Genomic DNA, 26,376 nt, shown 5'->3' on the forward strand with positions numbered 1-26,376 from the left:
CTTGTCGAAGGGTTCGGAGGTTCAGGGGGTCGGCACGGCCGCGAAGATCTGGTCGATGATCTCCTCGCTGCGGATGCCTTCGGCGTCGGCCTCGAACGTGAGCAGCACGCGGTGGCGCAGCACGAGATGGCGGAGGGACCGGATGTCCTCAGGCAGCACGTGTGCGCGGCCGTTGAGCAGCGCGAGCGCACGCGACGCCTGCAGGAAAGCGATGCTCGCACGCGGGCTCGCACCGTATTTGATGTAGCGGGCGCGCTCTTCGCCGATGTACGGTGCGGGGTTCCGCGTCACGTACGCGAGCGAGACGATGTAGTTGCGGATCGCCGGGTCGACGTAGATGCGCGAGGCGGTGTCCTGCAGCATCCGCACGTCGTCGAGCGTCACGGCGCTCTCGACGTGGCGGTCGGGGTCGAGCACGCCGGAGTCGATGCGGCCGAGGATCTCGAACTCCTCTGCGGGGCTCGGGTACTCCACGATCTCCTTGAGCAGGAAGCGGTCCATCTGCGCCTCGGGGAGCTCGTACGTGCCCTCCTGCTCGATGGGGTTCTGCGTCGCGATCACGAGGAACGGCTTCGGCAGATGGTGGATCTCGCCGCCGATCGTGGTCTGGTGCTCCTGCATGGCTTCGAGCATCGCGCTCTGGGTCTTCGCGCTCGAGCGGTTGATCTCGTCGAGCAGAACGAAGTTGGCGTGCACAGGACCGAGCACGGTGCGGAAGGTGCCGCTCGACGCGTCGTAGATCTGGTTGCCGGTGATGTCGCTCGGCAGGAGGTCGGGCGTGCACTGGATGCGCTTGAACGACGCCTTGACCGTGTCGGACAGGGTGCTCGCGGCGGTGGTCTTGGCGAGACCGGGCACGCTCTCGAGCAGGATGTGACCGCCCGCGATGAGCGAGATCAGCAGGCTCATGCGCAGGCGATCCTGGCCCACCATCTTCGCCGAGTACGAGTCGGAGATGATCCCCAGGACCTTGCCCGCGTGGGCGAGTTCCTCTGCCGACGGGCCCTGCCTGTTCACGGGCGCCTGCTCGACGTTCGCACGCGCCTGCGGTGCGGCGGCGGCCGCCTGCTGCGGTGCCGCCTGCGCGGGAGGGGCGGGAGCGATCGGCGTCGCGGGAGCAGGAGGTGCAGGCGGAGGCGGGACCTGACCCGCGACTGCGCCGGGCGCGTAAGGCTCGTTCATCGGTGTCTCCTCTTTCGCACGGGGACACGACGGCCATCCCCCGGGAATCAGCGTAACGGCACTGCGCTGTGCTCGCGGTGGGGAGAACTGCCCATGACGGATGCCTCGGCATCCGCTCTGCGGTCAGCGGGGCGGGGTGAGGCCGGGGTGAGATTTCCCCAACTCGTCGGCGCCGACCGCCACGATCGGAGACATACGTCCGTTGTTCGTCTGGTCGGGAGGGACCTGAATGCGCGAGTCACAGGGAAGAAGGCGCCGATTCCGAGCGCTCACATCGGCGGCGACGGCGGTGCTCCTCGCCGCATCAGCTGTGCTCACGGCGACGCCGGCGTCGGCCGCGACGGTGTACGAGATCGAGGCCGACTGGAGCGACGGCACGCCTGCTCAGGTGACGACCGGAGACCTGGTGAACGCCGAGTGGCGCATCAACGTCAACGACGACGCGGCGGCTCCGTCCAACGATCCGGTCGACGACGTCGACTTCACGGTGACGACGACCAGCGGCCGCTTCACCGCACTGCCTGACGCCTGTCTGACCACCGGTGTCGACCCCGCGTCGAGCATCTCGCCCGACGGCTCGACGCTCGTGTGCAACGTGGGCACCAAGAACCAGGGCACCGCCGTCGTCGTCGTGACGCCGATCGAAGCCGATGGTCCCACCGGCAGCGAGATCACGGCATCCGGGACGATCGAGGGGAAGACCGCGACCCTGAGCCCGATCGACATCGTCAACGAGTTCGCGATGGACATGCGGTGGGCGAGCGGCGCCGCGTACATCGAGCAGGGCACCGGGTACTACCAGACGAGCTTCGAGTGGACCTTGAGCAGCGGACGCAACAGCGACGAGGGCCCACAGACGGCGGTGTACGACCTGACCATCGCCTCGCCGCAAGGCGGAACGGTCTCGGTCGCGCCTGAGGCCTGCACACCGTTCGACATGGGCGTCGCTGCGACCGGGCACCCGTGGTCGGGCGGAGGGCATCCCGCCGATCAGACGGCGGGCTTCGTCGGCGGATGCACGTTCGAGCACGTCGGGGGAGACAGGTTCCGCCTCACGCTGTCGGGCATCGACTACTCGCCGGCCAGCATCCCCACCCGCGACTCGGCCGGAGGCTTCCTGCCGGTCGACCAGATCGCACTCGCGTCCGGTTCGGTCTATGTCCGCATTCAGACCACGGCAGCGGGATCCGTCACCGTGCAGCAGGACCCGGTGACCTACACCTCCACGACAGGGCTGACCGCGCAGGACGACGTCGCGAACAACTCCGAGACCAAGACGTGGACGCCACTGGGCACCTACTCGTCCGGATGGGGGCGGGGCTACACCGGCAGCGGAGGCACCACGTGGGATGACACCTATCTGGTCTCGGCAGGTACCGTCGTCGGTCAGTACCTCGACACGGGCTGGCAGCGATGGCCCGATCGGGCAGATGACCGACTGGTCGGTATGTGCGCCGCGCTGGACACCCGGAACGTGACGTTCGAGGACTTCGTGTGGGGCGCCCCGGCCGGTGGCGTCGACGGCGTGCCGTTCGAGTACTACACCGGGCCGAGCGCACTGCTCGATCCCGCGAGCACGGGATACGACCCCAACGCCTTCGACTGCACCTCGTCGAACGGATGGACCACGACCGAGCCGGCGAACCCGTCGGACATCAAGGCGGTTCGCGTCGTGATGACGCAGGGCACCGCCGAGGCTCACGTCGACGACCCCAGGTATCACCCCGGTGCTGTTCGTGCGGATCCGGCCTGAGCTGCCTGTCGGCACCGAGGTGTGGACGTTCTTCTCCGGCATCCACGATGCGCCGGTCCCGAATACGTGGACCGGGCCGAACTACGCCGGCTGCATCACGAACACTCCGGGCTGGCGCTACCCCTGCACCACCGGTTTCCGAGATGTCCTCCGCGTCGCGGCCGCATCTCCCGCCATCACCAAGTCCGCAGATCGCACGGTCGTGACGCCCGGAGTCCCCGCGACGTTCACGCTCACTTATGCGGCGACCGGCGCGGGACAGGTCCCTCCGACCGTGAACGGCTTCCAGATCGCAGACACGCTTCCCGCAGGTGTGACGTATGTGCCCGGCACCGCCTCGCCGGAACCGCAGGTGAGCACGAACGGGTCGGGTCAGCAGGTCCTCTCCTGGACGCTCGACGCCGTGGCCACGAACGCATGGCATCCGCTCAGCTATCAGGCGGTCGTCGACGACTCGGTCACGGCGGGCAGCGTTCTCACCAATACCGCGGTGGCATCGTTCGGCGGACAGGCCAGGACGGCCGCCGCCCAGGTCACCGTGACCACGAACGGATACACCGAGATCGGCAAGACGCCGGACTCGCCGTTCATCCCGAACCTGAACGGTGACGGCGTCGGCGCCGGAGCCTGGACGGTGACCCTGCGCTCGTTCGATTCGCTGCCGCAGAACTTCACGGACACGATCGACATTCTCCCCTTCGTGGGTGACGGACGGGGAACCGCCTTCGAGGGCGACTACGCGTTGACGGGCGTCGACGCGGCACCGGGCTCGACCGTGTACTACACGACCGAAGACCCCGCCACGCTGTCGGACGACCCGAACGCCTCCGCCAACGGCACCGCCGGCTCCCCCTCAGCGCTGTGGAGCACGGCCTTCACGGAGGATGCCACCGCGATCCGTGTCGTCGGCCCTCGTCTCGCCCCCGGGGCGATCCAGCAGTTCACAGTCGGGATCGAGACCGACGGGGTACGGGGCGGTGATGTGCTCGTCAACCGAGCTCAGGCCGTTGCGGAGCACACCAGGCTGGTGATGCGCACATCGGCGCCCATCACGGTCGCGAACTACTATTCGGCCGCGCTGAAGAAGTACGTGATGGATGCCGACGGCGTGTGGCGCGATGCGAACGACGTGACCGACTATCCGGTGTTCGACATCGGTGACACGGTGCGTTACCGGATCGAGGTCGAGAACACCGGTCAAGGCACGCTGACGAACGTGGTGGTCGCGGACGACAAGCAGCCGGAACTCGGCGGTTTCACGGTCGACGAGCTGGGACCGGGCGAGACCGAGCACCACGATTTCGAGATCGTGGTGGGAGAGGCGAACGGCGACACCGTGGTGAACACGGCCTGCGCGTCGGCCGACCTGCCCGCGGACTCGGGTGTCGCACCGACGATCAACTGCGACCCGGCAGGATTCGAGATCGACGGCGCTCCGACCCACACCAAGGAGCTGCTCTCGGCTTCGCCGATCGGCGGCGGGCAGTGGCAGATCGTCTACGGCATCGACGTGAGCAACACCTCCGCGCACGCGACCACGTACACGTTGTCGGATGAGCTGCACTTCTCTGCGCAGGTCACCGTCGACTCCGCCGTCGTGACGGCCTCTCCTGACGGGGTGCTGCTGGCCGATCCGGCGTGGAACGGAACGGATCGGCTCACGATCTCGGCCGGCACGCCGCTGCTCGGAACCGATGACGAGGGCTACGCCGCGCATCACTACGAAGTCACGGTGATCGCCGACGTGCCCCTGCATCTGGACGGCGCGGATGCCGGCGTCGATCCGACCGCGTGCCCCGCGGAGGGGTCGGACGCGGACCAGGGGTTCAACAACTCCTCGACCATGACGGATGCGACAGGCGACGCCGAACAGGATCAGGCTTGTGCGCCGATCCCCTCGATCAACATCGAGAAGTCGATCGTGGGCGAGCCGGTGAAGGGCCTGCACGGAGAATGGTCGATCGTCTACGAGATCGTCGTCGCCAACGACGGCTCGGCCGCGACCGACTACAGCCTGACGGATCGTCTGCGGTTCGGGACCGGTATCACAGTGAAAAGTGCGAACATCGCACAGACGCCCGACGGTGTCGTATCGAGCCCGACCTGGACCGGGCGCGGAGCGGCGGGATCCGCCGAGAACGTAGTGGCGAAGGATGAGCTCGGCCCTGGCGCGGCGCACACCTACCGCGTGCAGGTGACGGCCGTGCTCGACACGAGGACGGCGGATCGCACCGCGCTCATCTGCCCGGCGCCCGGCGCGGGTGACGTGGGTGGCTTCGCCAACACCGCGGGCGTGGAGAGCAACGGTCTCGCTGCCACGGACGACGCCTGCGCGGTACCCGAGTGGCCGGCGGGGGTGACGTCTCCGCTGGCGTCGACCGGCGGCGAGCTCAGTGTCGGCGTGCTGTCTGCGGCGGGAGTCCTTCTCCTGACTGGCGCGGTGCTGCTCTTCCTCCGACGCCGGCGAGTGATCGCGGAGTAGCGGCTGAGGGAGCCGTCGTCGCCGCGACGACGGCTCCCTCCTCGGCGGGCGCACGCCCTCTGTTCGGGTGAGAACTATGATCAGGGGAGCGGTCCCGCTGGGGGGAGGCCGATGCTCCTGTTGACGTAGACATCTCACCGAAGGCATCATGACGATCGGCTCGCCCTCCGACCACGGTGCGCGCGCGCCGATTCCGGCCGCGCTGATCGCTTCTCTGCCCGACACCGTTCCGGACGATGTGCTCTCCGCCCTCCGCCTCGGAGATCCCGGGGCGGCTCTGCGAGCGGCCCTCGACGGGCACGACCTCTCTTCGGCGACCGACGTCCTGCGCATCGCCTGGTTCGATCTGCTGCGCGACGACCATCTGCACGAGAGCAGGACGGCGCTGGAGAGGCTTCCGGCCGCAGCTCTCACCTCGCATCCCCTTCTCGCCATGGCGCTCGGGATACTGCTCAACGCCGACGGACTGCGCCGCACGAAAGCCGCCTACTACTTCGGGCTCGCCTCGCTCGGGATACGGTCGTGGACCGAGCGAACACCGGCTTCGGAGCGGGCCCTGGTGCTGTCGAGCGAGAGCGCCGCGCTGCGGTTGATGGGCAAGTCTGCGCTGTCCGTGCGGTCGGCAAGAGCAGGAGTGGCTGCGCTGGAGGAGATCCGCGATGACCGCGCCGCTCTCATCGGATACCTGCCGCGCCTCTACTCCCAGCTCGGCACCTCTCTGTACTACGGAGGTGCGGAAACCACCGCCCTGCAGGTGTTCGCCCGTGGTTATGCCGAGTTCGGCGAGGCGGATGTCTCGAGCTTCAGCAGCCTGTCGATGATGGCCGGCATCCATGCGCTGCGTGGGAACATGACCGAGGCGGCGTCGTTCGTCGCCATCGCGCGGGGCGAACCGTGGACCGACGAGCAGCGGGCGATGTACACCGGAACCTTCTACCGGCTGGCCGAGGCGCTCCTCGCGCTCGAGCGGTTCGACACCGGCATGGCGGCGCAGCATCTCGCCGCCATGCGGCACGACCGGCGATCGATCGAGCACTGGGTGGCGATCGGACGGGTCGAAGCGATGACGGAGCTGTTCGCCGGCGACCCGGCGGGGGCCCTCGCCCGGCTGGAGGAGCTCGTCGTGCTTCGAGGTTCCGAGGGGCAGGCGGCCGCCAACCGGAGCCGGCTGGTGACCATCCGCAGCGTGCTCCATCTCGCGCTCGGGAATCACGAGGCGGCCGCGACGGTGCTGCGACGGGACGCAGGTCGCACTCCGCAGGATCACGTCGACCGAGCCAGAGTCGCTCTGGCTACAGGCGCGACCAGCGATGCGCTGCGCCATCTCCGAGCCATAGCGGGGCGCACGCAGAGCACGAGGACCCTGGCGCAGGCGCTCACGCTCGAATCCGCGATAGCGCTGCGGGCTGGCTCCGGCCGGCGAACAGATGTGCTGCTGCGTCAGCTGATCTCGACGATCCGGCAGTCGCAGCAGCGCACCGCCCTGCGCCTCGTGCCCCCGGAGGATTCGGCGCTGCTGTCCGAGGCCTTGACCAGGATGGGCGCCGCCGATCTCGCCGAGATCGGCGAGATCGGCTCGCTCCTCGCCGAGCCGGATCGTCCTCGCCTCACGTCGCGGGAGCGGGCCGTGCTCGAGGTACTGGTGCGATCGGGCTCACGGAGCGCGATCGCCGCCGAGCTCTTCGTGTCGCCGAACACCGTCAAGACCCACATGAAGAGCCTGTATCGCAAGCTCGGTGCCCGCACTCGAGAGGAAGCGCTCACGATCGCGATGCATCGCCGGCTCATCTCGCCGACGAGCCTGGACACGCTGTCGTGACCCGTCAGACCTCCAGCGACGGGTCGAGGTGGACCACGAGGATGCTGTTGATCTGCGCTGCGCTCGCCGCGGTACAGGCCGTCGCGTCGCTGGGCGTATCACCGGTGACTCCGGCGATCGCCACGGCCGCACCCCCGTTGTACGCCCTGGTCGCTGCCGTCCACAGCGTCATGCCGTTCCTCGCGCGGATACTCACGAGAGCGCCCTGGTCAGCCACCCTGACGGCGGGGGTGGCCGGGGCGCTGGTCTGGCCGTTCAGCCCCATCGGGCCGCTGTTCATCGTCGCCCTCGTGACGGGCGCCGCGGCTTTCGACGTCGCCCTGCTCGGCTCGCGGTCTGCCGCATGGCGGCGGCTGATCCCCGCCGCCGCTTTCGCCGGAGTGTCGCTGTTCGTCGTGTCGCTGCCCGTGTTCAGCCCCGATCATCTGACGCCGGTCGTGCTGACGGCCACTCTTCTGGGACGCTTGGGCGGCGAGTTGATCGCGCTCGCGCTCGCCGGCGGTCTCGCTTCAGGACTGTCGCGGTCGGGAGTGCGGGTCAGCTGAGGCGAACGGCTCAGATGTCGTCGCGACGGGCCTCGATGGCCGAGCCGGCGGTGCCATCGGAGTAGGACACGCGGATCATGGGGTTGAACAGGTTGAGGCCGAGCAGCGCCCCACCCACCCCGATGGATCCGTTGCCGTCGCTGTCGAACGTGATCGTCCCCGCTTCGAGCGTGCCGTACTTCACGAGCGCCTTCGATCCGGGATTGCCGGTGACGCTCAGCGTGTAGCTGGTGATGAGCCCGAGCGGGCTCTTCTCCTTCTGGACCCCCGCGAACGTGAGCGGCTTCGGGGTGACAGGGGGCGGAGTCGTCGGGGTGGTGGGCACTGTCGGCGCTGTAGGCGTCGTGGGCGTCCCGGGGTCTGTCGGTGTCGTCGTCCCGGGTGTCGTCGTACCCGGATCGTCCGAGTGCGGGGTCGTCGGCGACTCGGAATCGGGCGTGGTCTTCGCCTCGTCGGTCGACGGCTCGTCCGTGGCGGGCGATGTCGGTGCGCCCGTGCGATCGACCACTCCGTACTCCCCGGCCGGAACCTTGTCGTCGGTGCGGTCGGCATATGTCGTCACCGGGCCGTTCGCGAGCGCCGTCACGTCGCCGCCGCCCGGACTGAACAGACCGAAGGCGATGAGTCCCGCGCCGACCACGACGGAGCCGATCGCGAGGATCTTCCGCGGTCGCGACCAGCCGTTCACACGCGAGTGCGCGCGAGCGACGGCTCCGGCGGCGGGCAGGGGCGCTGTCGCTTCCGCGCTGTGGCGGACCTTGCGTGCGCCCGTGCTTTCAGGCGCGTCCGAGTCCACAACGGGCCCCTCCTGCCCTTGGAACATCCGTACCGCCGATCCCTTCGTCCGAAGCCGCCGGCTCCGTTCGACCGGCCACTCCCTGCCGATCGCATGCGTGACGTAAATATACCGGGATTCGGATGCCGCCGAAGAGAACGCTCGGGGCAGCCGGGCCGATCGCCGGTCGCGATCCGGCGCTCTCGTGCACCGGGGAGCCGGAGTGCTGCCAGGAAATCTTGAACTTCACGACGTAGTATCGAGCCGCGCTGCGAGGGGCCCGTGGGCGCGAACTGAACACAGAAAGCTGTACAGCACCATGACTGATGCACAGGTGTCGCTCGATGAGCGACTCGGCCCCGTGAGCGTCGAGGGATCGGCGCTCGCCGATCAGATCTTCGACATCGTCGGCAACGCCATCGTCGAGGGCACGCTCGAGCCCGGCGAGAAGGTCAACGACAAGGAACTCGCGGCGGCTCTGGGCATCTCCCGCACTCCGGTGCGCGAGGCTCTGCAGCGCCTCACCTGGGTCGGACTGGTCGAAGTCGCACCCAGCCGCTACACCCGCGTCACCGAGATCACCGACGAGATGGTGAGCAGCACGCTCGAGTACATGGGCATGCAGGCCAGCATCGCGCTGCAGCTCGCGATGCGCCGCATGGATGCCGACGAGCTGACCGACGCGGTCGGGATCCTCGACCGCGTCGTGGCCGCGACCGAAGCCGGTGAGGCCGAGGCGATGATGAACGAGTCTCTCGCACTCCTCGAGTACCTGGTGGGCAAGAGCGCCAACCCGGTCTTCGCGGCGATGATGGCCGAGACCAGCCTTCTCGTCGCCCGCAACCTCCGCCACCTGCGCCCGGAAGAGGGCTCGGCGGCCGACCGCATCGAGTGCTTCCGCGAGATGCGCGCCGCGATGCTCGCCGGAGACGCCGACTCCGCAGAGAAGTGGTTCCGCAAGCAGCACGGGATCGGCGTCGACACCTCCCTCTGAGCGTCTAGCACGGCCGGTGGGTATGCGTGGGCTGTCGCCTCAGGGGGTGGCGCGAGTGCGCCGGCGCCACCGCATTCGCGTGATGAGTACGCCGAGCAGGCACAGCGCGCCGCCGAGGAACATCAACGGTGTCGGAGCCTCGCCCAGAATCAGCCACGACATCACGATCGCGATGGCGGGCACCACGTAAGTCGTCGCCGAGGTCTGTCCGGCTGTGCTGCGCTGCAGCACGTACGCCCATGTGGTGAAGGCGATCGCGGTCGGGAAGATGCCGAGGTAGATCACCCAGGCCGTCGCATCGAGGGGCGCTGTCTGCAACGCGCTGACGAGGCTGCCAGTCCATGGCAGCAGGGCGACGGTACCGGCAACCGCTCCGAACCACGTCAGGGTCGTCGCGTCTGCACGCGCACTGAGCAGGTGCTTCTGCAGCAGTGTGCGGGCGCATCGAGGTGGGCGTCTCGGAGAAGGGCGAGATGATCGGGCAGACCGCCCTGACCCGGGAGCGCACCAAGGTCGTGACGGTCGCCGGTGAGATCCTGACCGTGGTCGTGCTGCCTCTGGAGACCGTCGACGAGCTGATCAGGACCCGCCCGCGTCTGGCCGCGGAGATCGGGGAGTCGCTCGAGTTCAAGCGCACTCAGGCTGAGGCACGGCTCGCCGAGCTCGGCATCGCCCGGGGCGGAATCCTCGGGCTCTGATCGGGCCGGCGGCCGACGTGCTCAGGAGACGGATGCCGTGACCGGGGCCGCGCGTCGGCGCCCGACCCACACGACGCCCGCCGCCACGGCGAGGATCGCGACGGCGATGCCGACGATGTAGACGGCGACGCCCGCATAGCCACCGGGGATGAAGTGCGGGTTCAGGAACGGGTAGGGATACCACCAGTGGTCGCCGGTCGCAGGGGCGATGATGAAGTCCGCTCGGATCAGCGTGTACACGACCCAGACGATCGGAAAGACCGCCGCGACCAGCACGCGGTTCCAGGGCATCGCGCGGTGACGCGGGGCGAAGAGCACATCGGCGAGCAGGAAGACGGGGATCACGACGTGCAGAACCTCGTTCGACCACGGCACGGTCTGGCCCTGCGGAAGCGCGTAGCCCCGCAGGAGCAGGTTGTAGACGATGCCGGTGACGATCATGTAGGTGCTCGCGCACACCAGCAGAGTCGCGAGCCAGGTGGGTTCGCGCTCGGCGCCGCGGCCCGCGGTCCATGCCCAGATCGCGGCGATCGCGAGCGCGACGGCGGCGAGCACGTTCGATTCGATCGTGAAGAAGCTGAAGAAGTTCGTCGCGACGGTGGGGATGTGGCCGCCCCACTCGGTCTGCGAGTCGAATGCGTTCCGCAGCGTCTGCGCCAGCTGCGCGATGATCGCGGCCGTGCCGAGAAGGGCTGCCGCCATACGTGCAAAGGGCCACCAGGTTGTCATGTCGCCTCCGGTTGCTCACTCTAGCGGCGGGGTCCGCGGAGGGGGAGAAGACCATGCAGAACGGGGCCGGCGGGGCCTTGGGTAGGATGGAAAAGCCCGAAGAGGGCCAGCTCATCAGCCGGTGCAAACCCGGCGGAAGCAAGGGGGTCTCCCATGCCAGGAATCGTTATCGTCGGCGTCCAGTGGGGCGATGAGGGCAAGGGCAAGGCCACCGACCTGCTCGGCGAGCGCACCGACTGGGTCGTCAAGTTCAACGGCGGCAACAACGCCGGTCACACCGTCGTCGTCGGCGACGAGAAGTACGCGCTGCACCTGCTGCCCTCCGGCATCCTCTCGCCGGGCGTGACCCCGGTGATCGGCAACGGCGTCGTGATCGACCTCGAAGTCCTCTTCAGCGAGCTCGAGGCGCTGAGCGCCCGCGGCATCGACATCTCGCGGCTGAAGGTCAGCGCGAACGCGCACATCATCACGCAGTACCACCGCACGCTCGACAAGGTCACCGAGCGCTTCCTCGGCAAGCGCAACATCGGCACCACCGGCCGCGGCATCGGCCCGGCCTACGCCGACAAGATCAACCGCGTCGGCATCCGCGTGCAGGATCTCTTCGACGAGAACATCCTCCGCCAGAAGGTCGAGGGCGCCCTCGACCAGAAGAACCACCTGCTGGTGAAGGTGTTCAACCGTCGCGCCGTCACCGTCGACGAGATCGTCGAGGAGCTGCTCTCGTACGCCGAGCGCCTGCGCCCGATGGTCGCCGACACCGGTCACCTCATCGCCGAGGCTCTGGGCCGAGGCGAGGTCGTCGTCTTCGAGGGCGGTCAGGCGACCATGCTCGACATCGATCACGGCACGTACCCCTTCGTCACCTCCTCGACCGCGACGGCTGCGGGCGCAGCATCCGGATCCGGTGTCGGCCCCGGGGCGCTCGACCGCATCGTCGGCATCGTGAAGGCCTACACGACGCGTGTCGGATCCGGCCCCTTCCCGACCGAGCTGTTCGACGAGCAGGGCGAGTGGCTGCGCAAGCAGGGCTTCGAGTTCGGCACCACGACCGGCCGCCCGCGTCGGGTCGGCTGGTACGACGCGCCGATCACGCGCTATGCGACCCGCATCAACGGCATCACCGACCTCGTGCTCACGAAGCTCGACATCCTCACCGGCCTCGAGCAGGTGCCCGTCTGCGTCGCCTACGACGTCGACGGCGTGCGCTTCGACGAGGTGCCGGTCAACCAGACCGAGTTCCACCACGCGACGCCGATCCTCGAGTACTTCCCCGGGTGGAGCGAGGACATCTCGACGGCGCGCACCTTCGAGGATCTTCCGCAGAACGCCCAGGACTACGTGCTCGCGCTCGAGAAGATGAGCAACACCCGCATCTCGGTGATCGGGGTCGGGCCCGAGCGCGATCAGGTCATCGTCCGTCACGACCTGCTCGACTGAACATGACGCGGTTCTGGCTCGGCGGCTACGGCCCGGCGATGGAGGGTTCGGCCGACGGCATCGGGATGCTGGCCGGCGACGAGACGGCGGCGACCGCGCTGAGCTACCGAGGAGCGGTCACCGAGACGCCCTCGCCCTCCTGGCTCGCCCCGCATCCGACCCTCGACGTCGTGTACGCGGCGCTCGAGGGCGACGCGGCCGTGCAGGCGTTCGTCCGCTCCGGAGAGTCGGTGCTCACGCCCCTCGGCGACCCCGTCGAGGCCGGACAGTACGTCTGCCATCTCGCGGTCGCTCCCTCGAGGCGCTACCTGATCGCCAGCTGCTACGGCGACGGACGGGTGGTGCGCATCGGCATCGACGGTGCGGGACGTCTGGTTCCTGATGCCGCGCACAAAGCCGCTGAACTGCGAGCGGCGCTGCTCGGCGAGCCGCAGGATGACACGGGCGCCCCCGCGGGCACCGGTGTCGCCGCGACCGACCCCTATGGCGCCGAGGGCGTCCGCGAGTCGCACGCGCATGCTGCGGCGTTCCTCGCCGACGGCCGTATCGCGACGACTGATCTCGGCTTCGATCTGGTGCGGATCTGGCGGCCGACGGCGGGTGGACTCGTGCTCGACCACGAGGTCGTGCTGCCGAAGGGCACGGGGCCCCGGCACATGGTGGTGCATCCGAGCGGACATCTGCACGTGGTCACGGAGTACTCCTGCGAGGTGTTCACGCTCGCCGCCGGTCCCGACGGCACCTGGTCCGTCGTGTCATCGGTGCTGTCGAGCCCTGTCGCCGAGGTCGGCGTCGACTTCCCGGCCGAACTCGTGCGCACCCGCGACGGGCAGTTCCTGTACACGGCTCTGCGGGGAAGCAACACGATCGCCGCGCTGCGGGTCCGCGGCGCGGGAGAGAGCCTCGAGCCGATCGCGCTCGCCGACTCGGGCGTCGACTGGCCGCGGCACCATCTCGTGCACGAGGGCAAGCTGCTCGTCGCCGGTCAGCGCTCCGACACGATCAGCCTGCTCGATCTCGACGAGCGCACGGGTGCGCCCCTCGGCATCCGTCATCAGGCTCCGGCACCGACGCCGACGCACTTCCTGCCGGTGCGCTGAGGGCGATTCCCGCGCTCACGCCCGCTCTACAGACTCGGATTCACGCCGCGACTTGACCTCAACCTTTGTTGAGGTCTTAGCGTCGAGCCCATGACCATCGACACGGGAGAGGTGCGGACCGCCACGGCCTCCGCGCCGGGCATCATGAGCGGCACCTATCTCTGGATAACCATCGGCGCCTGCGCCCTCGTCTTCCTGGGGGCGTTCGAGTCCCTGGCCGTCACGACGGTGATGCCGGTCGTGAGTGCGGACCTCGGCGGGGAGCGTCTCTACGCGCTCGCCTTCGCCGGTCCGCTGGCCACCGGAGTGATCGGCATGGTCGCGGCGGGGAACTGGGCGGACCGCCGGGGGCCCGTCGAACCGCTGTATACCGCTGTCGCCGTCTTCGTGGCGGGTCTGCTCGTTGCCGGTCTCGCCCCCAGCATGGAGATCTTGGTCGCCGGCCGTTTCGCGCAGGGGCTGGGCAGCGGTGCGCTGACGGTCGCGCTGTACGTGGTGGTCGCGCGCGTGTATCCGCGCGATCTGCACCCGGCGATCTTCGCGGGCTTCGCGGCCGCGTGGGTGGTGCCGTCGCTGATCGGCCCCACCGTCGCCGGCATGGTGACAGAGCTGTGGAGCTGGCACTGGGTCTTCCTCGGCGTCGTCGCGCTCGTGCTCGTGGCGCTGCTCATGGTCGTCCCGGCTCTCAAGAATCTCGCTCGCGACGGCGGCGACCGCTCGATCCCGTGGTCGCTCGGACTCCTCGGCTGGTCCGTCCTGGCCGCGGTCGCCGTTCTCGCGCTCGATCTTCTGGGCGACGTGCCCGGCGCGGGGCCCGTGCTGGCTGTCGCGGCCGTGATCGTGGCTCTGATCGCCGTCCGGCCGCTGCTGCCCAAGGGCAGCCTCGCGGCCCGTCGAGGTCTGCCCTCGGTGATCCTCGTCCGAGGGCTCGCTGCGGCGGCGTTCTTCGGAACGCAGGTGTACATCCCGTATCTGCTCACCGATCGCTACGACTTCACCCCGACGCTCGCCGGGCTGTCGTTGACCGGCGGCGCCTTGGCCTGGTCGGCCGCAGCCACCGTGCAGGGGCGCATGGGCACGCGGCTGTCGAGCGTCGTCGCCGTGCGGATCGGCACCGGTCTCGTGGTCGCGGGCATCCTGCTCGCGCTCGTGTCCGCGGTGCTGCACATGCATGCCCTGGCGATCGTCGCCGCCTGGATCGTCGCCGGCACCGGCATGGGGCTGATGAGCCCGCGCACCAGCGCCCTCACCCTCGAGATGTCGACACCCGAGAACCAGGGCTTCAACAGCTCGGCGATGACCGTCGCCGATTCCTTCAGCAGCGCCCTGTCGCTGGCCGTGACCGGCGTGCTGTTCGCCACGGCCGCCAGTGCCGCCGCCGTCGCGGACCCGTTCGTCGTCGTGTTCGCCTTCGCCGGCGCGGTCGCCGTCGCAGCGGCCGTGCTGTCACCCCGGCTGGCGCCGCGAGCGCACGGCGACGCCGCCCGAGAGGTGGCAGCGCCGTGAGGGCGATCGTGCAGCGCGACTTCGGTGGGCCGGAGGTGCTGAAGATCGAAGAGGCTCCGCTCCCCGAGCCCGGCGCGGGAGAAGTCCGGGTGCGGGTCGAGGCGGCCGGAATCCACGCCGTGGACACCGACATCCGTCGAGGAGACGGTCCGCCGTCGATGCCGCGGCCGGTGCTCCCGATGACGCCGGGGCGTGAAGTCGCCGGCGTCATCGAAGCGGTGGGTCCAGACGTTGATACGAGCCTGATGGCGGCACGAGTGGTCGCGCACGTCGGCTTCCGCAGCGGCGGTTACGCGGAGTTCGCCCTCGCGCCGGTCGCATCGCTCCATCTGATTCCCGACGAGGTCTCGTCCTCTCAGGCGGTCGCGGCAATCGGCACGGGCCGAACGGCGCAGCTCATGTGGGAGAACGCGCCCGCGCGTGCGGAGGATGTAGTGATCGTTCCTGGAGCGTCGGGGGGCCTGGGGAGCCAGCTCGTGCAACTGTCGTCGGCGGTCGGGGCGACGGTGGTGGCGCTGTACGGCGGAGAGGCGAAGCGCGCGACGGTGGAACAGCTCGGACCGGCCGACCCGAGGTTCATCGCCCTGGACTCGACCGATGAGGCGTGGCCGGAGCGGATGACGTCGCTGCTCGGAGAGCGACAGCCTTCACTTCTGTACGACGGCGTGGGTGGCGCGGTCGGTCGCGCCGCGCTCGAGACCCTCGGTCGCGGAGCCCGCATCGTGATCATCGGGTGGGCGAGCGGCGCACCCGTGCGTATCGACACCGACGACCTCGTCGGCAGATCGCTCACGGTCATGGTCCCGCTCGGGCGTCCGCCGGCAGACCTGAGGGCTCTCGAATCGAGGGCGCTTGCGGCCGTGGCGGCGCGGCAGGTCGATCCGCCGGTGGACGAGTATCCGCTGGAACGCGCGGCAGAGGCCCATGCCGCGATCGAGCAGCGTCGTCAACGTGGGAAGGTCGTGCTCGTCACGCCGCGCTGAGGCCGCGGCCCATCGGCCGCACGGCACGAGTCGGCGGGAATTCCCCCGAGAGCGCGAGTGTTCTGGCACCCTGGACGCACGCACCCCGTCGAATGGAGCCGCCGATGACCGACGAATACGATCTGATCGTGCTGGGCGGAGGCCCGGTGGGAGAGAACGTCGCCGACCGAGCGGTGCAGGGCGGCCTGAACGCCATCATCGTCGAGAGCGAACTCGTCGGCGGCGAGTGCTCGTACTGGGCGTGCATGCCGTCGAAGGCGCTGCTGCGCTCGGCGCAGGCGCTGCGCGCAGCCCAGCACGTGCGCGGCGCGGCCGAGGCCGTCACCGGAAAGCTCGACATCGCGGCCGTGTTCGCGCGGCGCGATTCGTTCACGAGCGACTGGTCGGACGACGGGCAGGTGCGCTGGCTCGAGTCGGCGCACATCGACCTGGCACGAGGACACGGGCGGCTCACGGGTGAGCGCGAGGTCACCGTGACAGACGCCGACGGGACGACCCGAGTGCTGCACGCCCGCCATGCCGTGGCGATCAGCACGGGATCGGATGCCGTCATCCCGCCCATCGACGGCTTGGCCGACGCGTCGCCCTGGACGAGCCGAGAGGCGACAAGCGCCCAGGCGCTGCCCGAATCGCTCGCCGTGATCGGCGGAGGAGTGGTCGCCGTCGAGATGGCCACCGCGTACGCGGCGCTCGGCTCGACCGTCACGGTCATCGCCCGCAGCGGACTGCTCGGCGGCATGGAGCCGTTTGCGGGCGAGCGCGTCGCGGCCGGCCTGAAGGAGCTCGGCGTCGACGTGCGCCTGTCGGTCGGCACGGAGTCTGTGCATCGAGACGAGGAGGGCGTGCACATCGTTCTGTCCGACGGCTCGACGGTCACGGCATCCGAAGTCCTGGTCGCGACCGGGCGATCCCCGCGCAGCGGAGACATCGGGCTCGAGACCGTCGGGCTCGAGCCGGGCAGGTGGATCGCGGTCGACGACACCCTGCGCGTCCCTGACGTGCCGTGGCTGTACGCGGTCGGCGACGTCAACGGGCGCGTGCTGCTGACCCACCAGGGCAAGTACCAGGCGCGGGCCGCGGGAGACGTGATCGCGGCGCGAGCGCTCGACGGAGCGGTGAATGACGCGCCCTGGGGACGTCATGTCGCGACCGCCGATCATGCGGCCGCCCCGCAGGTGACGTTCTCCATCCCGGAGGTCGCCTCGGTCGGACTGACCGAGAAGGCGGCGAAGGACGCCGGCATCGCAGTGCAGGTCGTGGACTACGACCTCGGCTGGGTCGCGGGCGCGAGCCTGTACGAAGACGGGTTCGAGGGGCAGGCGCGGCTCGTGATCGACACGGAGCGCGACGTGATCGTCGGTGCGACCTTCGTGGGGCCGGAGGTCGCCGAACTCGTGCAGACCGCGACACTCGCGATCGTCGGCGAGGTGCCGATCGCGAGGCTCTGGCACGCGGTGCCCGCCTATCCGACGGTGAGCGAGATCTGGCTGCGGCTCCTCGAGGGCTACGGGCGGGATTCCGCGTGATCGCCCCATCCGATCGGGGAAGCGCTCCGAACAGGTGACGGAATGTGTCGCACATCGACGCGTGCGCGCGCAATCCTCCCCCCGATGTCCGACACCTCTTATACGCTCGAACCACATCTGAGGAGGCAGCACCATGAAGGCCGTACTCGCAGGAACCACCATCGCCGAGGCCGACGAGAGCGATCTCATCCGCATCGAGGGGAACTGGTACTTCCCTCCGGCGTCCGTCGCGCCCGACGTGCTCGTCGAGAGCCCGACCCCCTACACCTGCCCGTGGAAGGGCGTGTGCCAGTACTGGTCGGTGCGGGCCGGCGGTGAGCTTCACGAAGACCTGGCGTGGTCCTACCCGCATCCGTATCCGACCGCCTTCGACCGCGTCGGCAAGGACTTCTCGGGCTACGTCGCGTTCGCGCCGGGCGTCGAGGTCTCGCCGTAACCCCGACGGGAGACCGCCTTGATCGAGTTCCGCAACGTCACGAAGCGTTTCCCCGACGGGACGCTCGCCGTGAACGACTTCAGCCTCGTGCTGCCCTCGCGCAAGACCACCGTCTTCGTCGGCTCGTCAGGATGCGGCAAGACGACTCTGCTGCGCATGATCAACCGCATGGTCGAGCCGACCTCGGGCGACGTCGAGATCGACGGTGAGAGCGTGCTCGGCGGCGACCCCGTGAAGCTGCGCCGGAGCATCGGCTACGTGATGCAGAACTCCGGCCTCATGCCGCACTTCAGCGTGATCGACAACGTGTCGACCGTGCTGCGGCTGAACGGCGTGGGGCGCACGGCCGCCCACGCCCGCGCGCGCGAACTTCTCGACACCGTCGGACTCGATCGCGCACTCGCCGACCGCTACCCGAGCCAGCTCTCCGGCGGGCAGCAGCAGCGCGTCGGCGTGGCCAGAGGGCTCGCGGCCGATCCCAACATCCTGCTGATGGACGAGCCGTTCGGCGCCGTCGATCCCATCGTGCGCGCCGATCTTCAGCAGGAGACCAGCCGGCTGCAGCGCGAGCTCGACAAGACCGTGGTGTTCGTGACGCACGACATCGACGAGGCGTTCCTGCTGGGCGATCAGGTCGTGATCCTCGACAAGGGAGCGCGCATCGTGCAGGTGGGCAGCCCCAGCGAGATCATCGAGAGTCCGGCAGACGACTTCGTCGCGGCGTTCATCGGCGCCGACCGAGGGCGTCGGGCGCTGAGCCTCAAGCAGACGCCGCGCGGGCTCGTCGTGGTCGACTCGGAAGGGCGCACGCAGGGCGCGATCGTCGGGTCGGATGCCGCGGCTCCCGCTTCTGCCGACGGAGCCGCCCCGTGAACTGGGTCGTCGACAACTTCGGGTTGATCCTCCAGCTGACGGTGATCCACCTTCAGCAGAGCGTGATCCCGATCGTGCTCGGATTCGTGCTGTCGCTGCCTCTGGGCTGGGTCGCCTGGCGGTACCGCCTGGTGCGCGGACCGGTCATCGTGCTCACAGGGCTTCTCTACACGATCCCTTCGCTCGCCTTGCTGATCCTGCTCCCCGCGACGCTGGGCTATTCGGCGATCAGCGCGCCCAATCTCATCATCGCCCTGACGATCTACGCCGTGGCGATCCTCGTGCGCGCGGTCGCCGACGGACTCGATTCGGTCGACGAAGACGTGAGGCAGGCGGCGACGGCCACCGGCTTCGCCCCGTTCCGCCGCTTCTGGGCGGTCGAGTTCCCGCTCGCAGGTCCCGTGATCCTCGCGGGACTCCGCGTCACGGCAGTGAGCACGATCTCGCTCGCGACCGTCGGCATCCTCATCGGCGTGACGAACCTCGGCTACCTCTTCACGAACGGCCTCGAGCGTCGCATCATCGCCGAGGTTTTCGCCGGCGTCATCGCGGTCGTGATCATCGCCCTCGTGTTCGACCTGGTGCTCATGCTGATCGGCCGGGCGCTGATGCCGTGGACCCGGGCGAACGCAGCTGCGGCGCAGGGGGCGACCGCTCGCGTCGCCACGACGAGGGCGGCCGCATGAATCTCTTCGCCGAGGCCATCGCCTGGATGCTCGCTCCCGCGCAGTGGACGGGCAACTACGCGCTGCCGAAGCTGCTGGGCGAGCATCTCGCGCTGACGGCGATCTCGGTTCTCATCGCCGCGGCGATCGCCCTGCCGATCGGCTGGCTCATCGGCCATACGGGCAGAGGCCGCGAGGTCGCGGTCGCGGTCGCCGGCGCCGCGCGTGCGATCCCGGCGTTCGGTCTCATGGTGCTCCTCGTGCTGCTGCTCGGCGTGCTCCGCATTCCTGAAGCGGCGATCACCACCTTCGTGCTGCTCGCCATCCCCTCGCTCCTCGCCGGGGCGTACACGGGGCTCGAGGCCATCGACCGCCGTGTGATCGATTCCGCCCGCGCCATGGGCATGACCGAGTGGCAGATCTTCTTCAAGGTCGAACTGCCTCTCGGGCTGCCGCTTCTGCTCGGCGGCATCCGCTCTGCTCTCCTCCAGGTGATCGCCACGGTCACGATCGCCGCCTACGTCAATCTCGGCGGACTGGGCTGGCCGATCATCCAGGGCATCCCGTTGCGTCGCTTCGACCAGGTCCTCGCCGGCGCGATCATCGTCGCGGTGCTGGCTCTCCTGGTCGACCTGCTCCTCGCGGCCGCCCAGCACGCCGCGGTTCCTGCCGGCCTGCGTCCACCACGAGCCGTGCGCCGTCGCGCGGCCGACCCGGCACCTGCATCCGTCCCCGCCTGATCCCACCCACAGCACCAGAGATCCCCGCACTCCCAGAGAAGAGGAAGTCATGTTCACAGCACGAGGCAAGCGCACAGCCTTCGCCGTCGGCCTGGTCGCCGCAGCCGCACTCGCCCTGTCGGCCTGCAGTTCGAGCAACCCGCTCGACGAGCCGTCCGATGCAGGCTCCGGCTCGGGCGACTCCGACACGATCGTCGTCGGCTCGCAGGCGTACTACTCCAACGAGATCATCGCCGAGATCTACGCACAGGCGCTCGAGAACGCCGGATTCACGGTTGAGAAGAAGCTCAACATCGGCCAGCGCGACGCGTACATGCCCGAGGTCGAGTCGGGCGAGATCGACGTGTTTCCCGAGTACACCGGCAGCCTGCTGGAGTACCTCTCGAAGGACGGCACCGACGTCACGAGCCCCGACGACGTGTACGCGGCGCTCAAGGAGGAACTGCCCGAAGAGCTGACGGCCCTCGACTACGCCGAGGCGTCCGACCAGGACACCTACACGGTGCTCAAGAGCTTCGCCGACGAGAACGGCCTGAAGACCATCGCCGACCTCGCCAAGGTCACGACTCCGGTCACGATCGGCGCGGCACCCGAGTTCGAGCAGCGTCCCTACGGCCCGGCTGCGGCCAAGGAGGTCTACGGCGTGGACCTCGCGTTCTCGGCCACGGGCCAGACGACGCTCGAATCGCTGCTCGCAGGTCAGATCCAGGTCGCCGACATCTACACGGCCGACCCGGCCTTCCAGACGGAAGACATCGTCGCGCTCGAGGACCCGAAGAACCTGATCCTCGCATCGAACGTCGTGCCGATCGTGTCGAGCGACATCGCCGACGACGTCTCCGACGTGCTCAACGCGATCAGCGCCAAGCTCACCGCCGAGGAGCTCGTCGGACTCAACGTGCAGAGCACGGTCGACCAGAAGTCGTCGGCTGACATCGCCAAGGCCTGGCTCGAGGAGCAGGGTCTGGTCTGATCGCGTACAAGGAAGGGGCCTTCCGACGACCGTCGGAAGGCCCCTTCCTTGTACGCGTGTGGCCGAAGGGAGCGGCCTGAGAGAATAGACCGTATGGCAACGGACACATCGGCATGATCTCGAAGCGCGATCTCGCCCAACGGCTCGACATCTCCCTGGAGATGGCCGACCGCCACGGTTTCGGCGACGGCGCGAGCGAGTCAGAGCTCGCGGCGCTCGAGCAGGATCCGCCCGCATGGCTCGTCCAGTCCCGGTCGAACCGCAAGAAGGGTGCGCGCCCTGTCTGGGTCACGTTGACCTGCGATGTGTGCGGCTATTCCGAGACGGCGAGGCCGAAGAAGTGGTGGCCCGAGTTCACCTACCTGGTCTGCCGCCAGCACTCAGTCGACGAGCTTCCGAAGCCGGCTGCCGGGCTGCATCGCGGGTACTTCGAGGGCGTCGGAAGCCGGTTCGTCGGCGTCGTCGACCAGGGGCTCTAACCCGCTCGATGACGCAAGCCAGCGCTATGTGAGAAAGCGGCTGTGACTACACCCGGGCGTCCTGCCGGGGAACCCAGACCTGGTTGATGATGATGAGGATGGATGCCGCGACCGGCACCGCGACGAGTGCTCCGAGCAGTCCGAGCAGAGTGCCCCCGGCGAGTGCGCCGATCACGACGAGCGAACCAGGGATGGAGATCGCGCGGTTCATCACACGGGGTGTTATGACGTATGCCTCCACCTGCATGTACACGAGATAGACGATTCCGAAGACCAGCGCGGCGACCGGGTTCGTGAACAGCGCCAGCCCCGTTCCGATGATCCAGAACATCACCGAGCCCACGAGCGGGATCAGCGTGATGCAGAACGCCACCGTCGCCATCAGCGGCGGGAACGGGAGCCCGAGGAACAGGTAGAGCAGGAACGCGAGCAGCGCGTTGAAGAACGCGAGCACGACCATGCCCATCACGTAGCCGCCGACCGAGTCGGTGATCTGCTCGGTGATCTCTCCTGCCCTGATGCGGTCGCGCGCCGGGGCGAGGCGCAGGAGGCCGGTCTTGATGCCGGGGAGGGTCGCGACGAAATAGAGCGTCAGAACCAGCACGACGATGGCCCCCGAGATGCCGCTCGCGATGCCGGCGCCGATCTTGAGCGCTCCGCCTCCGATCGCGGCGATGTTGCCCGGATCGGTGAGGAACTTCTGGATGTCGGCGACGAGGTCTTCGAACTGGTCGCCGAACTGCTTCTCGAGGGTCGCGTAGATGTCGGTGCGGGTGAAGTCCTGGATCATCCCCGGCACCGAGCGCACGAAGCTCGCGACCTGGTCGATCACGATCGGCAGCACCATCCACAGGATCAGCCCGACCACGACGATCAGTCCGAGGATCACGACGACCACCGAGGCCGCACGCGAGAGGCCGCGACGCTCGAGGAACCGCACGGCGGGGTCGAGGCCGAGAGCGGCGAACAATGCCAGAGCGATGTAGATGAGCACGGTCGACAGACTCGTCACGGCGAGGCCGAGCACGATCGCCGCCAGCCCGCCGAGCGTGACGAGGAAGCCGAAGACGAACGGCTTGTCGATGCGGGTCCAGAACGAGCGGCTCGGCGTCATGGGCTCGATCACGACGCGGCGCGGGTCGGGCGTGATCATCATCTCCACGACGGGTGCCGCTGCTTCGTCCGCCGGGACGGATGCCGTGGCCTCTTCGCTCTCGGACGGCGTCGGTTCTTCTCGGCTCATGTGCTCACGATATCGGGCCGCGTGGGGACCGTAGAGTATGTGCATGACCGACGCGCTGGACCCGAAAGCCGAACTGCTCCGACTGCGCGCGAGCATCGACAACATCGATGCGGCGCTGATCTTCATGCTCGCCGAGCGATTCCGCGCGACGCAGCAGGTCGGTCATCTCAAGGCGGAGCACGCGATGCCGGCATCCGATCCTGGCCGCGAGGAACAGCAGGTCGCACGCCTGCGCGCTCTGGCGGAGGACGCTCACCTCGACCCCGAATTCGCCGAGAAGTGGTTCAACTTCGTGGTGGCGGAGGTCATCCGTCATCACACCGAAGCGGCCGAAGGACGATGAGCTGATCCCCGGGTGGACGACGGTGTGTGCAGCACTCATCCACCCGGGGCAGTCAACTTAGTTTATTGAATAAACTATGGTCGAGGGTACGCAGTACCCGGGACCCTGTCAACCATTTCCCGACGATGGACCAGCAATGCTGAACAGCGACGACGTTCTGGATACTCAAGGCTCTGTTCGGCGTGCGAATCTCCGGCGTGCGCTGCAGCTCGTGTTCCGGGGCCGGGGAGTCCAGACCAGGGCCGGTATCGCGAGGGCTACGGGGCTCACTGCGGCGACCGCGTCGTCTCTCGTCGCCGAACTCATCGACAGCGGCCTCGTCGTCGAGGGCGCGCAAGCCGCGAGCACCGGGGGCAAGAGGGCGACGACTCTGAGTGTGGATGCCGCGCACCACCTGATCCTGGTCATGGTGATCCGGCCGACCGATGCACGGCTCGCGCTGCTGGCGCTCGACAGCTCGGAGATCGACGTCCGCACGATCGCCTACTCCGCTGAATCGCGGGATCGGAAGCTCGATGAGGCCGTCCAGGCGATCGCCGCCGACTACGGCGAGCGTCTGCTCGTCGCCGCCGCTCAGCTGCCCGGAACCACCGACGGGCGGAAAGTGCTCGAGAGCGTGCAACTCGGATGGAGCGACGTGCCGCTCGCCGATCGGCTGGAGGCCGCGCTCGGTGTGCCGGTTCTGCTCGTGAACGACGTCGATGCCGAGGCGATCGCCGAAGCGGTCGGAGAGGTGCAGAGCCCGGGCTACCGTCTGTTCGTTCACATCGGCGTGGGAATCGGCGCGGCCGTGACCATCGATGGGCAGCTCGCCCCCGGTCCACGCGACCGCGCCGGTGAGATCGGGCACGTTCAGGTCGAGTTCGGCGAGCAGGCGCGCCTGTGCCGGTGCGGGCGTCGCGGATGCCTCGAATCGGCGTCGTCGATGACGGCGATGCTCGGCGAGGACTTCACCGACGCGATGGATGAGGGCGAGGTCACGGTTCTCGCCCGGGCGGTGGATGACGTCATCATCGCCGAGGGCGCGCGTGCGCTCGCGCGCACGGTCAAGCTCGCGTCGGCCCTGCTGGATCCCGCAGAGGTGGTCGTCGGCGGGCCCGTGCGCGCTCTCGGGGAGCGCTTCCTCGATCTCGTGCGCGAAGAGGCAGACTACCTCGCGACCGGAACGACATCGGTGCCCGTGCGCTACGCGCGGGGCGGCACGAATCCGTCGATCGGGGCAGGGCAGCTCGCGCTATCGTCGGCGCTCGGTGTGCAGTGGAGCGCCGAGCAGCTTTCCGGGACCGGCGCCGACGGGAGCTGAAGCGGCCCACGTACGCGGGGGAGTATGGTCGCTCGCATGACAGCCGACTCCACGCTTCTCGAGGTCGCGGTGGAACTGTACGCCGGGCCGCCGGAGGAGTTCGTCGCCACACGCAATGCTTGGGCGAAGTCCGCAGCCGATCGGGCGCTCGCCGACCAGATCACAGCGCTGCGCAAGCCGAGCGCTGCCGCCTGGGTGGTCAACGTCTTCGCTCACGAGCGTGCCGCGCAGCTCGGCGAGGCGCTGCGACTGGCCGAGGAACTCCGCGAGGCGCAGGCCGATCTCGATGCGGCCGCGCTTGCACAACTGGGGCGCCAGCGCCGGGCGCTCACCGCCAAGCTGGCCGCCGAGGCTGCGTCGCTCGCGAAGGCGCGCGGAGCTCGAGTGACGGATGCGACGCTCGAGGCCGTGCGTCAGACGATCTCCGCCGCGTTCTTCGATCCGGATGCCGCGGCCGCCGTCGCGTCGGGCCGCTTGGTGCGCGAACTCGAACCCGCTGCGACCGTCGACCTCGCGGCTGCTGTCGGTGGAGGAACCCCTGAGGCGCCGGCATCCGCTCCCGAGCCGGTCGACGAGCTGCGGGCGCGCCGTGAGCGGCACAAGGCCGAGAAGGCCGTGCACGACGCCGAGCAGGCGCACGCGCGGGCGGTGAGGGATGCACAGAAGGCCGACAAAGATGCGCGGGATGCCGCGGAGCGCGCCGAACGGGCTACGGCGAGGATCGCCGAGCTCGAGAAGGAGCTCGCCCGCGCCCGCGTCGACGCGGATTCGGCGGAGGAGGAAGCCACAGCCGCGAAGGAGCGTCGGGATGGCGCCGCCGAGCGGGCCGCCGAGACGGACGCTGCCGCCGCTGACGCGAAGGCCGCGCTCGACGTTCTGCGTCGCGGATGATGCTGTGCCCGCGGGCCGGCCGCCGGGGTCCTGAGGACGCCGGACTCGCTCTACTCGTTTAGGCGCCGTAGTCCGCGTCGAACCTGAGGGGGCTCTGATTCGCGCTGCAGAACTCCGAGATGGCGGAACTCTGAGCGCCTATCGACGACATGGCGTCGCCGAGTACCCGCTGCGGGTCCCGCAGGATCGGCACGAGCTCGGCGAACGACTCTGCCAGGCGTGACGACGAGGAATCCGCGAGGTCTGCGAGCCAGCCGGCGGCGGTGTCGATGCGCTCGTTCCACTCGGTCTCGTCGACGTCGTCGTACCGCGTGTAGCCGATGTCCGCGTTGTAGATCAGGCCGTATGCGGTGGAGTAGGCCGCGCAATCCTCGGCGATCAGCGGGTCGACGACGAACGCAGCGGTCGAGAAGGTCGGGGTGACCGACCAGGCCACACCCTCGGCGATCACGATGGTCAGCGACCCCGCAGTGCTCGGGGTGAGCGGCCACTCGAACGTCGCCGTGTCGCCGCAGATACCCCTCTGGAGCGTCAGCCCCTCGCCCCTGGGGTCGTCGACCCCGATTTGGAAGGTCACGTCGCCGACGCAGTCGACAGCAAGGGTGACCGAGCGGAAGTCCCCGTCCGGGATGGCGAACGCGACGTCTACCGGCATGGCCGTGCCGGTTCCAGCGATCGGCTCGCCGCTCCGGGTGACGACGGCCTCTGCCGCGGTGGCCGACGGCGTCGGCGAAGGAGGCGCATCGTCGGAAGGCTGCGACGCCGAGCATCCGCTCAGCAGGATCGTCGTCGCCGCGATCACGGCGCCGATTCGCAGAAGACGTGCGGATGCCGGCATGATTCCCCCTCGGTCAGGAGATGTCTACCACTCCTCCGCCCCGGCGGGGACGGCAGACGC

At 68.9% G+C, this 26,376-nt stretch carries 27 protein-coding genes; 20 read left to right on the forward strand and 7 right to left on the reverse strand.

Annotation, left to right across the window (positions count from 1 at the left end; translation table 11 throughout):
* Window positions 1–21: 21 nt before the first annotated feature.
* Window positions 22–1,182, reverse strand: coding sequence for an AAA family ATPase (locus QFZ53_RS03155; RefSeq protein ID WP_292906779.1), 1,161 nt, complete (start codon window positions 1,180–1,182; stop codon window positions 22–24).
* A gap of 229 nt (window positions 1,183–1,411) precedes the next feature.
* Here QFZ53_RS03155 and QFZ53_RS03160 point away from each other — a divergent pair, with 229 nt between their 5' ends.
* The 3 genes from QFZ53_RS03160 (at window position 1,412) to QFZ53_RS03170 (ending at window position 7,236) form a co-directional block, all read left to right on the forward strand.
* A complete protein-coding gene (locus QFZ53_RS03160; RefSeq protein ID WP_307293386.1) occupies window positions 1,412–2,935 on the forward strand; it encodes a hypothetical protein in 1,524 nt (507 codons plus the stop codon).
* Window positions 2,910–5,417 carry a DUF7507 domain-containing protein gene (locus tag QFZ53_RS03165; RefSeq protein WP_307293388.1) on the forward strand — a complete coding sequence of 836 codons (2,508 nt, stop codon included), beginning with the start codon at window positions 2,910–2,912 and terminating at the stop codon, window positions 5,415–5,417. The genes QFZ53_RS03160 and QFZ53_RS03165 overlap by 26 nt, the downstream gene beginning before the upstream one ends.
* Before the next feature lie 148 nt (window positions 5,418–5,565).
* On the forward strand, window positions 5,566–7,236 hold the full coding sequence (locus QFZ53_RS03170; RefSeq protein WP_307293390.1) for a LuxR family transcriptional regulator: 1,671 nt from the start codon (window positions 5,566–5,568) through the stop codon (window positions 7,234–7,236).
* Window positions 7,237–7,240: 4 nt separating this feature from the next.
* Here QFZ53_RS03170 and QFZ53_RS03175 read toward each other — a convergent pair whose 3' ends face one another.
* Entirely contained in the window at window positions 7,241–7,408 is a 168-nt protein-coding gene (locus QFZ53_RS03175; protein WP_307293392.1) for a hypothetical protein, read from the reverse strand.
* Between QFZ53_RS03175 and QFZ53_RS03180 the strand changes: the two genes are divergently transcribed.
* Window positions 7,407–7,781, forward strand: a complete 375-nt coding sequence (locus QFZ53_RS03180; RefSeq protein WP_307293395.1) for a hypothetical protein — start codon at window positions 7,407–7,409, stop codon at window positions 7,779–7,781. The two genes, QFZ53_RS03175 and QFZ53_RS03180, sit on opposite strands and share 2 nt — an antisense overlap.
* 10 nt (window positions 7,782–7,791) lie before the next feature.
* Here the strand turns inward: QFZ53_RS03180 and QFZ53_RS03185 are convergent, their stop codons facing one another.
* On the reverse strand, window positions 7,792–8,577 hold the full coding sequence (locus QFZ53_RS03185; RefSeq protein ID WP_307293398.1) for a hypothetical protein: 786 nt from the start codon (window positions 8,575–8,577) through the stop codon (window positions 7,792–7,794).
* A gap of 298 nt (window positions 8,578–8,875) precedes the next feature.
* On the opposite strand from QFZ53_RS03185, the gene QFZ53_RS03190 reads away from it, so the two are divergent.
* Window positions 8,876–9,550 carry a GntR family transcriptional regulator gene (locus QFZ53_RS03190; RefSeq protein ID WP_307293401.1) on the forward strand — a complete coding sequence of 225 codons (675 nt, stop codon included), beginning with the start codon at window positions 8,876–8,878 and terminating at the stop codon, window positions 9,548–9,550.
* 39 nt (window positions 9,551–9,589) lie between these two features.
* Here QFZ53_RS03190 and QFZ53_RS03195 read toward each other — a convergent pair whose 3' ends face one another.
* The gene (locus QFZ53_RS03195) at window positions 9,590–9,982 is read right to left on the reverse strand and encodes a DMT family transporter (protein ID WP_307299345.1); all 393 of its coding nucleotides are present in this window, start codon (window positions 9,980–9,982) and stop codon (window positions 9,590–9,592) included.
* 41 nt (window positions 9,983–10,023) lie between these two features.
* Here QFZ53_RS03195 and QFZ53_RS03200 point away from each other — a divergent pair, with 41 nt between their 5' ends.
* Window positions 10,024–10,248, forward strand: a complete 225-nt coding sequence (locus QFZ53_RS03200; RefSeq protein WP_307293404.1) for a hypothetical protein — start codon at window positions 10,024–10,026, stop codon at window positions 10,246–10,248.
* Window positions 10,249–10,269: 21 nt separating this feature from the next.
* Here QFZ53_RS03200 and QFZ53_RS03205 read toward each other — a convergent pair whose 3' ends face one another.
* Window positions 10,270–10,977 carry a Pr6Pr family membrane protein gene (locus tag QFZ53_RS03205; RefSeq protein ID WP_307293407.1) on the reverse strand — a complete coding sequence of 236 codons (708 nt, stop codon included), beginning with the start codon at window positions 10,975–10,977 and terminating at the stop codon, window positions 10,270–10,272.
* 153 nt (window positions 10,978–11,130) lie between these two features.
* On the opposite strand from QFZ53_RS03205, the gene QFZ53_RS03210 reads away from it, so the two are divergent.
* From QFZ53_RS03210 to QFZ53_RS03260, 11 genes are all read left to right on the forward strand, one after another.
* A complete protein-coding gene (locus QFZ53_RS03210) occupies window positions 11,131–12,417 on the forward strand; it encodes an adenylosuccinate synthase (protein ID WP_292906801.1) in 1,287 nt (428 codons plus the stop codon).
* Window positions 12,418–12,419: 2 nt separating this feature from the next.
* Window positions 12,420–13,517, forward strand: a complete 1,098-nt coding sequence (locus QFZ53_RS03215; RefSeq protein ID WP_307293411.1) for a lactonase family protein — start codon at window positions 12,420–12,422, stop codon at window positions 13,515–13,517.
* A 90-nt stretch (window positions 13,518–13,607) separates the two neighbouring features.
* The gene (locus QFZ53_RS03220) at window positions 13,608–15,023 is read left to right on the forward strand and encodes an MFS transporter (protein ID WP_373426229.1); all 1,416 of its coding nucleotides are present in this window, start codon (window positions 13,608–13,610) and stop codon (window positions 15,021–15,023) included.
* Window positions 15,020–16,006, forward strand: coding sequence for a zinc-binding dehydrogenase (locus tag QFZ53_RS03225; RefSeq protein WP_307293413.1), 987 nt, complete (start codon window positions 15,020–15,022; stop codon window positions 16,004–16,006). The genes QFZ53_RS03220 and QFZ53_RS03225 overlap by 4 nt, the downstream gene beginning before the upstream one ends.
* Before the next feature lie 104 nt (window positions 16,007–16,110).
* Window positions 16,111–17,532: a dihydrolipoyl dehydrogenase family protein gene (locus tag QFZ53_RS03230; protein ID WP_307293414.1), complete on the forward strand. Its 1,422-nt coding sequence runs from the start codon at window positions 16,111–16,113 to the stop codon at window positions 17,530–17,532.
* A gap of 133 nt (window positions 17,533–17,665) precedes the next feature.
* Window positions 17,666–17,968 carry a DUF427 domain-containing protein gene (locus tag QFZ53_RS03235; protein ID WP_292906807.1) on the forward strand — a complete coding sequence of 101 codons (303 nt, stop codon included), beginning with the start codon at window positions 17,666–17,668 and terminating at the stop codon, window positions 17,966–17,968.
* Between the two features lie 18 nt (window positions 17,969–17,986).
* Entirely contained in the window at window positions 17,987–18,841 is an 855-nt protein-coding gene (locus QFZ53_RS03240; RefSeq protein ID WP_292906809.1) for an ABC transporter ATP-binding protein, read from the forward strand.
* Window positions 18,838–19,527 carry an ABC transporter permease gene (locus QFZ53_RS03245; RefSeq protein ID WP_307293419.1) on the forward strand — a complete coding sequence of 230 codons (690 nt, stop codon included), beginning with the start codon at window positions 18,838–18,840 and terminating at the stop codon, window positions 19,525–19,527. The genes QFZ53_RS03240 and QFZ53_RS03245 overlap by 4 nt, the downstream gene beginning before the upstream one ends.
* On the forward strand, window positions 19,524–20,246 hold the full coding sequence (locus tag QFZ53_RS03250; protein ID WP_292906813.1) for an ABC transporter permease: 723 nt from the start codon (window positions 19,524–19,526) through the stop codon (window positions 20,244–20,246). The genes QFZ53_RS03245 and QFZ53_RS03250 overlap by 4 nt, the downstream gene beginning before the upstream one ends.
* A gap of 49 nt (window positions 20,247–20,295) precedes the next feature.
* Complete coding sequence (locus tag QFZ53_RS03255) at window positions 20,296–21,219, forward strand: ABC transporter substrate-binding protein (protein ID WP_292906815.1); 924 nt, start codon at window positions 20,296–20,298, stop codon at window positions 21,217–21,219.
* Window positions 21,220–21,332: 113 nt separating this feature from the next.
* A complete protein-coding gene (locus QFZ53_RS03260; protein ID WP_307293424.1) occupies window positions 21,333–21,698 on the forward strand; it encodes a hypothetical protein in 366 nt (121 codons plus the stop codon).
* Between the two features lie 46 nt (window positions 21,699–21,744).
* Here the strand turns inward: QFZ53_RS03260 and QFZ53_RS03265 are convergent, their stop codons facing one another.
* Complete coding sequence (locus QFZ53_RS03265) at window positions 21,745–22,941, reverse strand: AI-2E family transporter (protein WP_292906819.1); 1,197 nt, start codon at window positions 22,939–22,941, stop codon at window positions 21,745–21,747.
* 43 nt (window positions 22,942–22,984) lie between these two features.
* On the opposite strand from QFZ53_RS03265, the gene QFZ53_RS03270 reads away from it, so the two are divergent.
* From QFZ53_RS03270 to QFZ53_RS03280, 3 genes are all read left to right on the forward strand, one after another.
* Complete coding sequence (locus tag QFZ53_RS03270) at window positions 22,985–23,284, forward strand: chorismate mutase (protein ID WP_045256983.1); 300 nt, start codon at window positions 22,985–22,987, stop codon at window positions 23,282–23,284.
* Window positions 23,285–23,420: 136 nt separating this feature from the next.
* Window positions 23,421–24,587, forward strand: a complete 1,167-nt coding sequence (locus QFZ53_RS03275) for an ROK family protein (protein ID WP_307293428.1) — start codon at window positions 23,421–23,423, stop codon at window positions 24,585–24,587.
* A gap of 36 nt (window positions 24,588–24,623) precedes the next feature.
* The gene (locus QFZ53_RS03280; protein WP_307293431.1) at window positions 24,624–25,478 is read left to right on the forward strand and encodes a transposase; all 855 of its coding nucleotides are present in this window, start codon (window positions 24,624–24,626) and stop codon (window positions 25,476–25,478) included.
* A gap of 58 nt (window positions 25,479–25,536) precedes the next feature.
* Here the strand turns inward: QFZ53_RS03280 and QFZ53_RS03285 are convergent, their stop codons facing one another.
* On the reverse strand, window positions 25,537–26,316 hold the full coding sequence (locus tag QFZ53_RS03285) for a hypothetical protein (protein ID WP_307293434.1): 780 nt from the start codon (window positions 26,314–26,316) through the stop codon (window positions 25,537–25,539).
* Window positions 26,317–26,376: the final 60 nt, after the last annotated feature.

Source organism: Microbacterium natoriense, assembly GCF_030816295.1.
Taxonomy (GTDB): Bacteria; Actinomycetota; Actinomycetes; order Actinomycetales; family Microbacteriaceae; genus Microbacterium; species Microbacterium natoriense_A.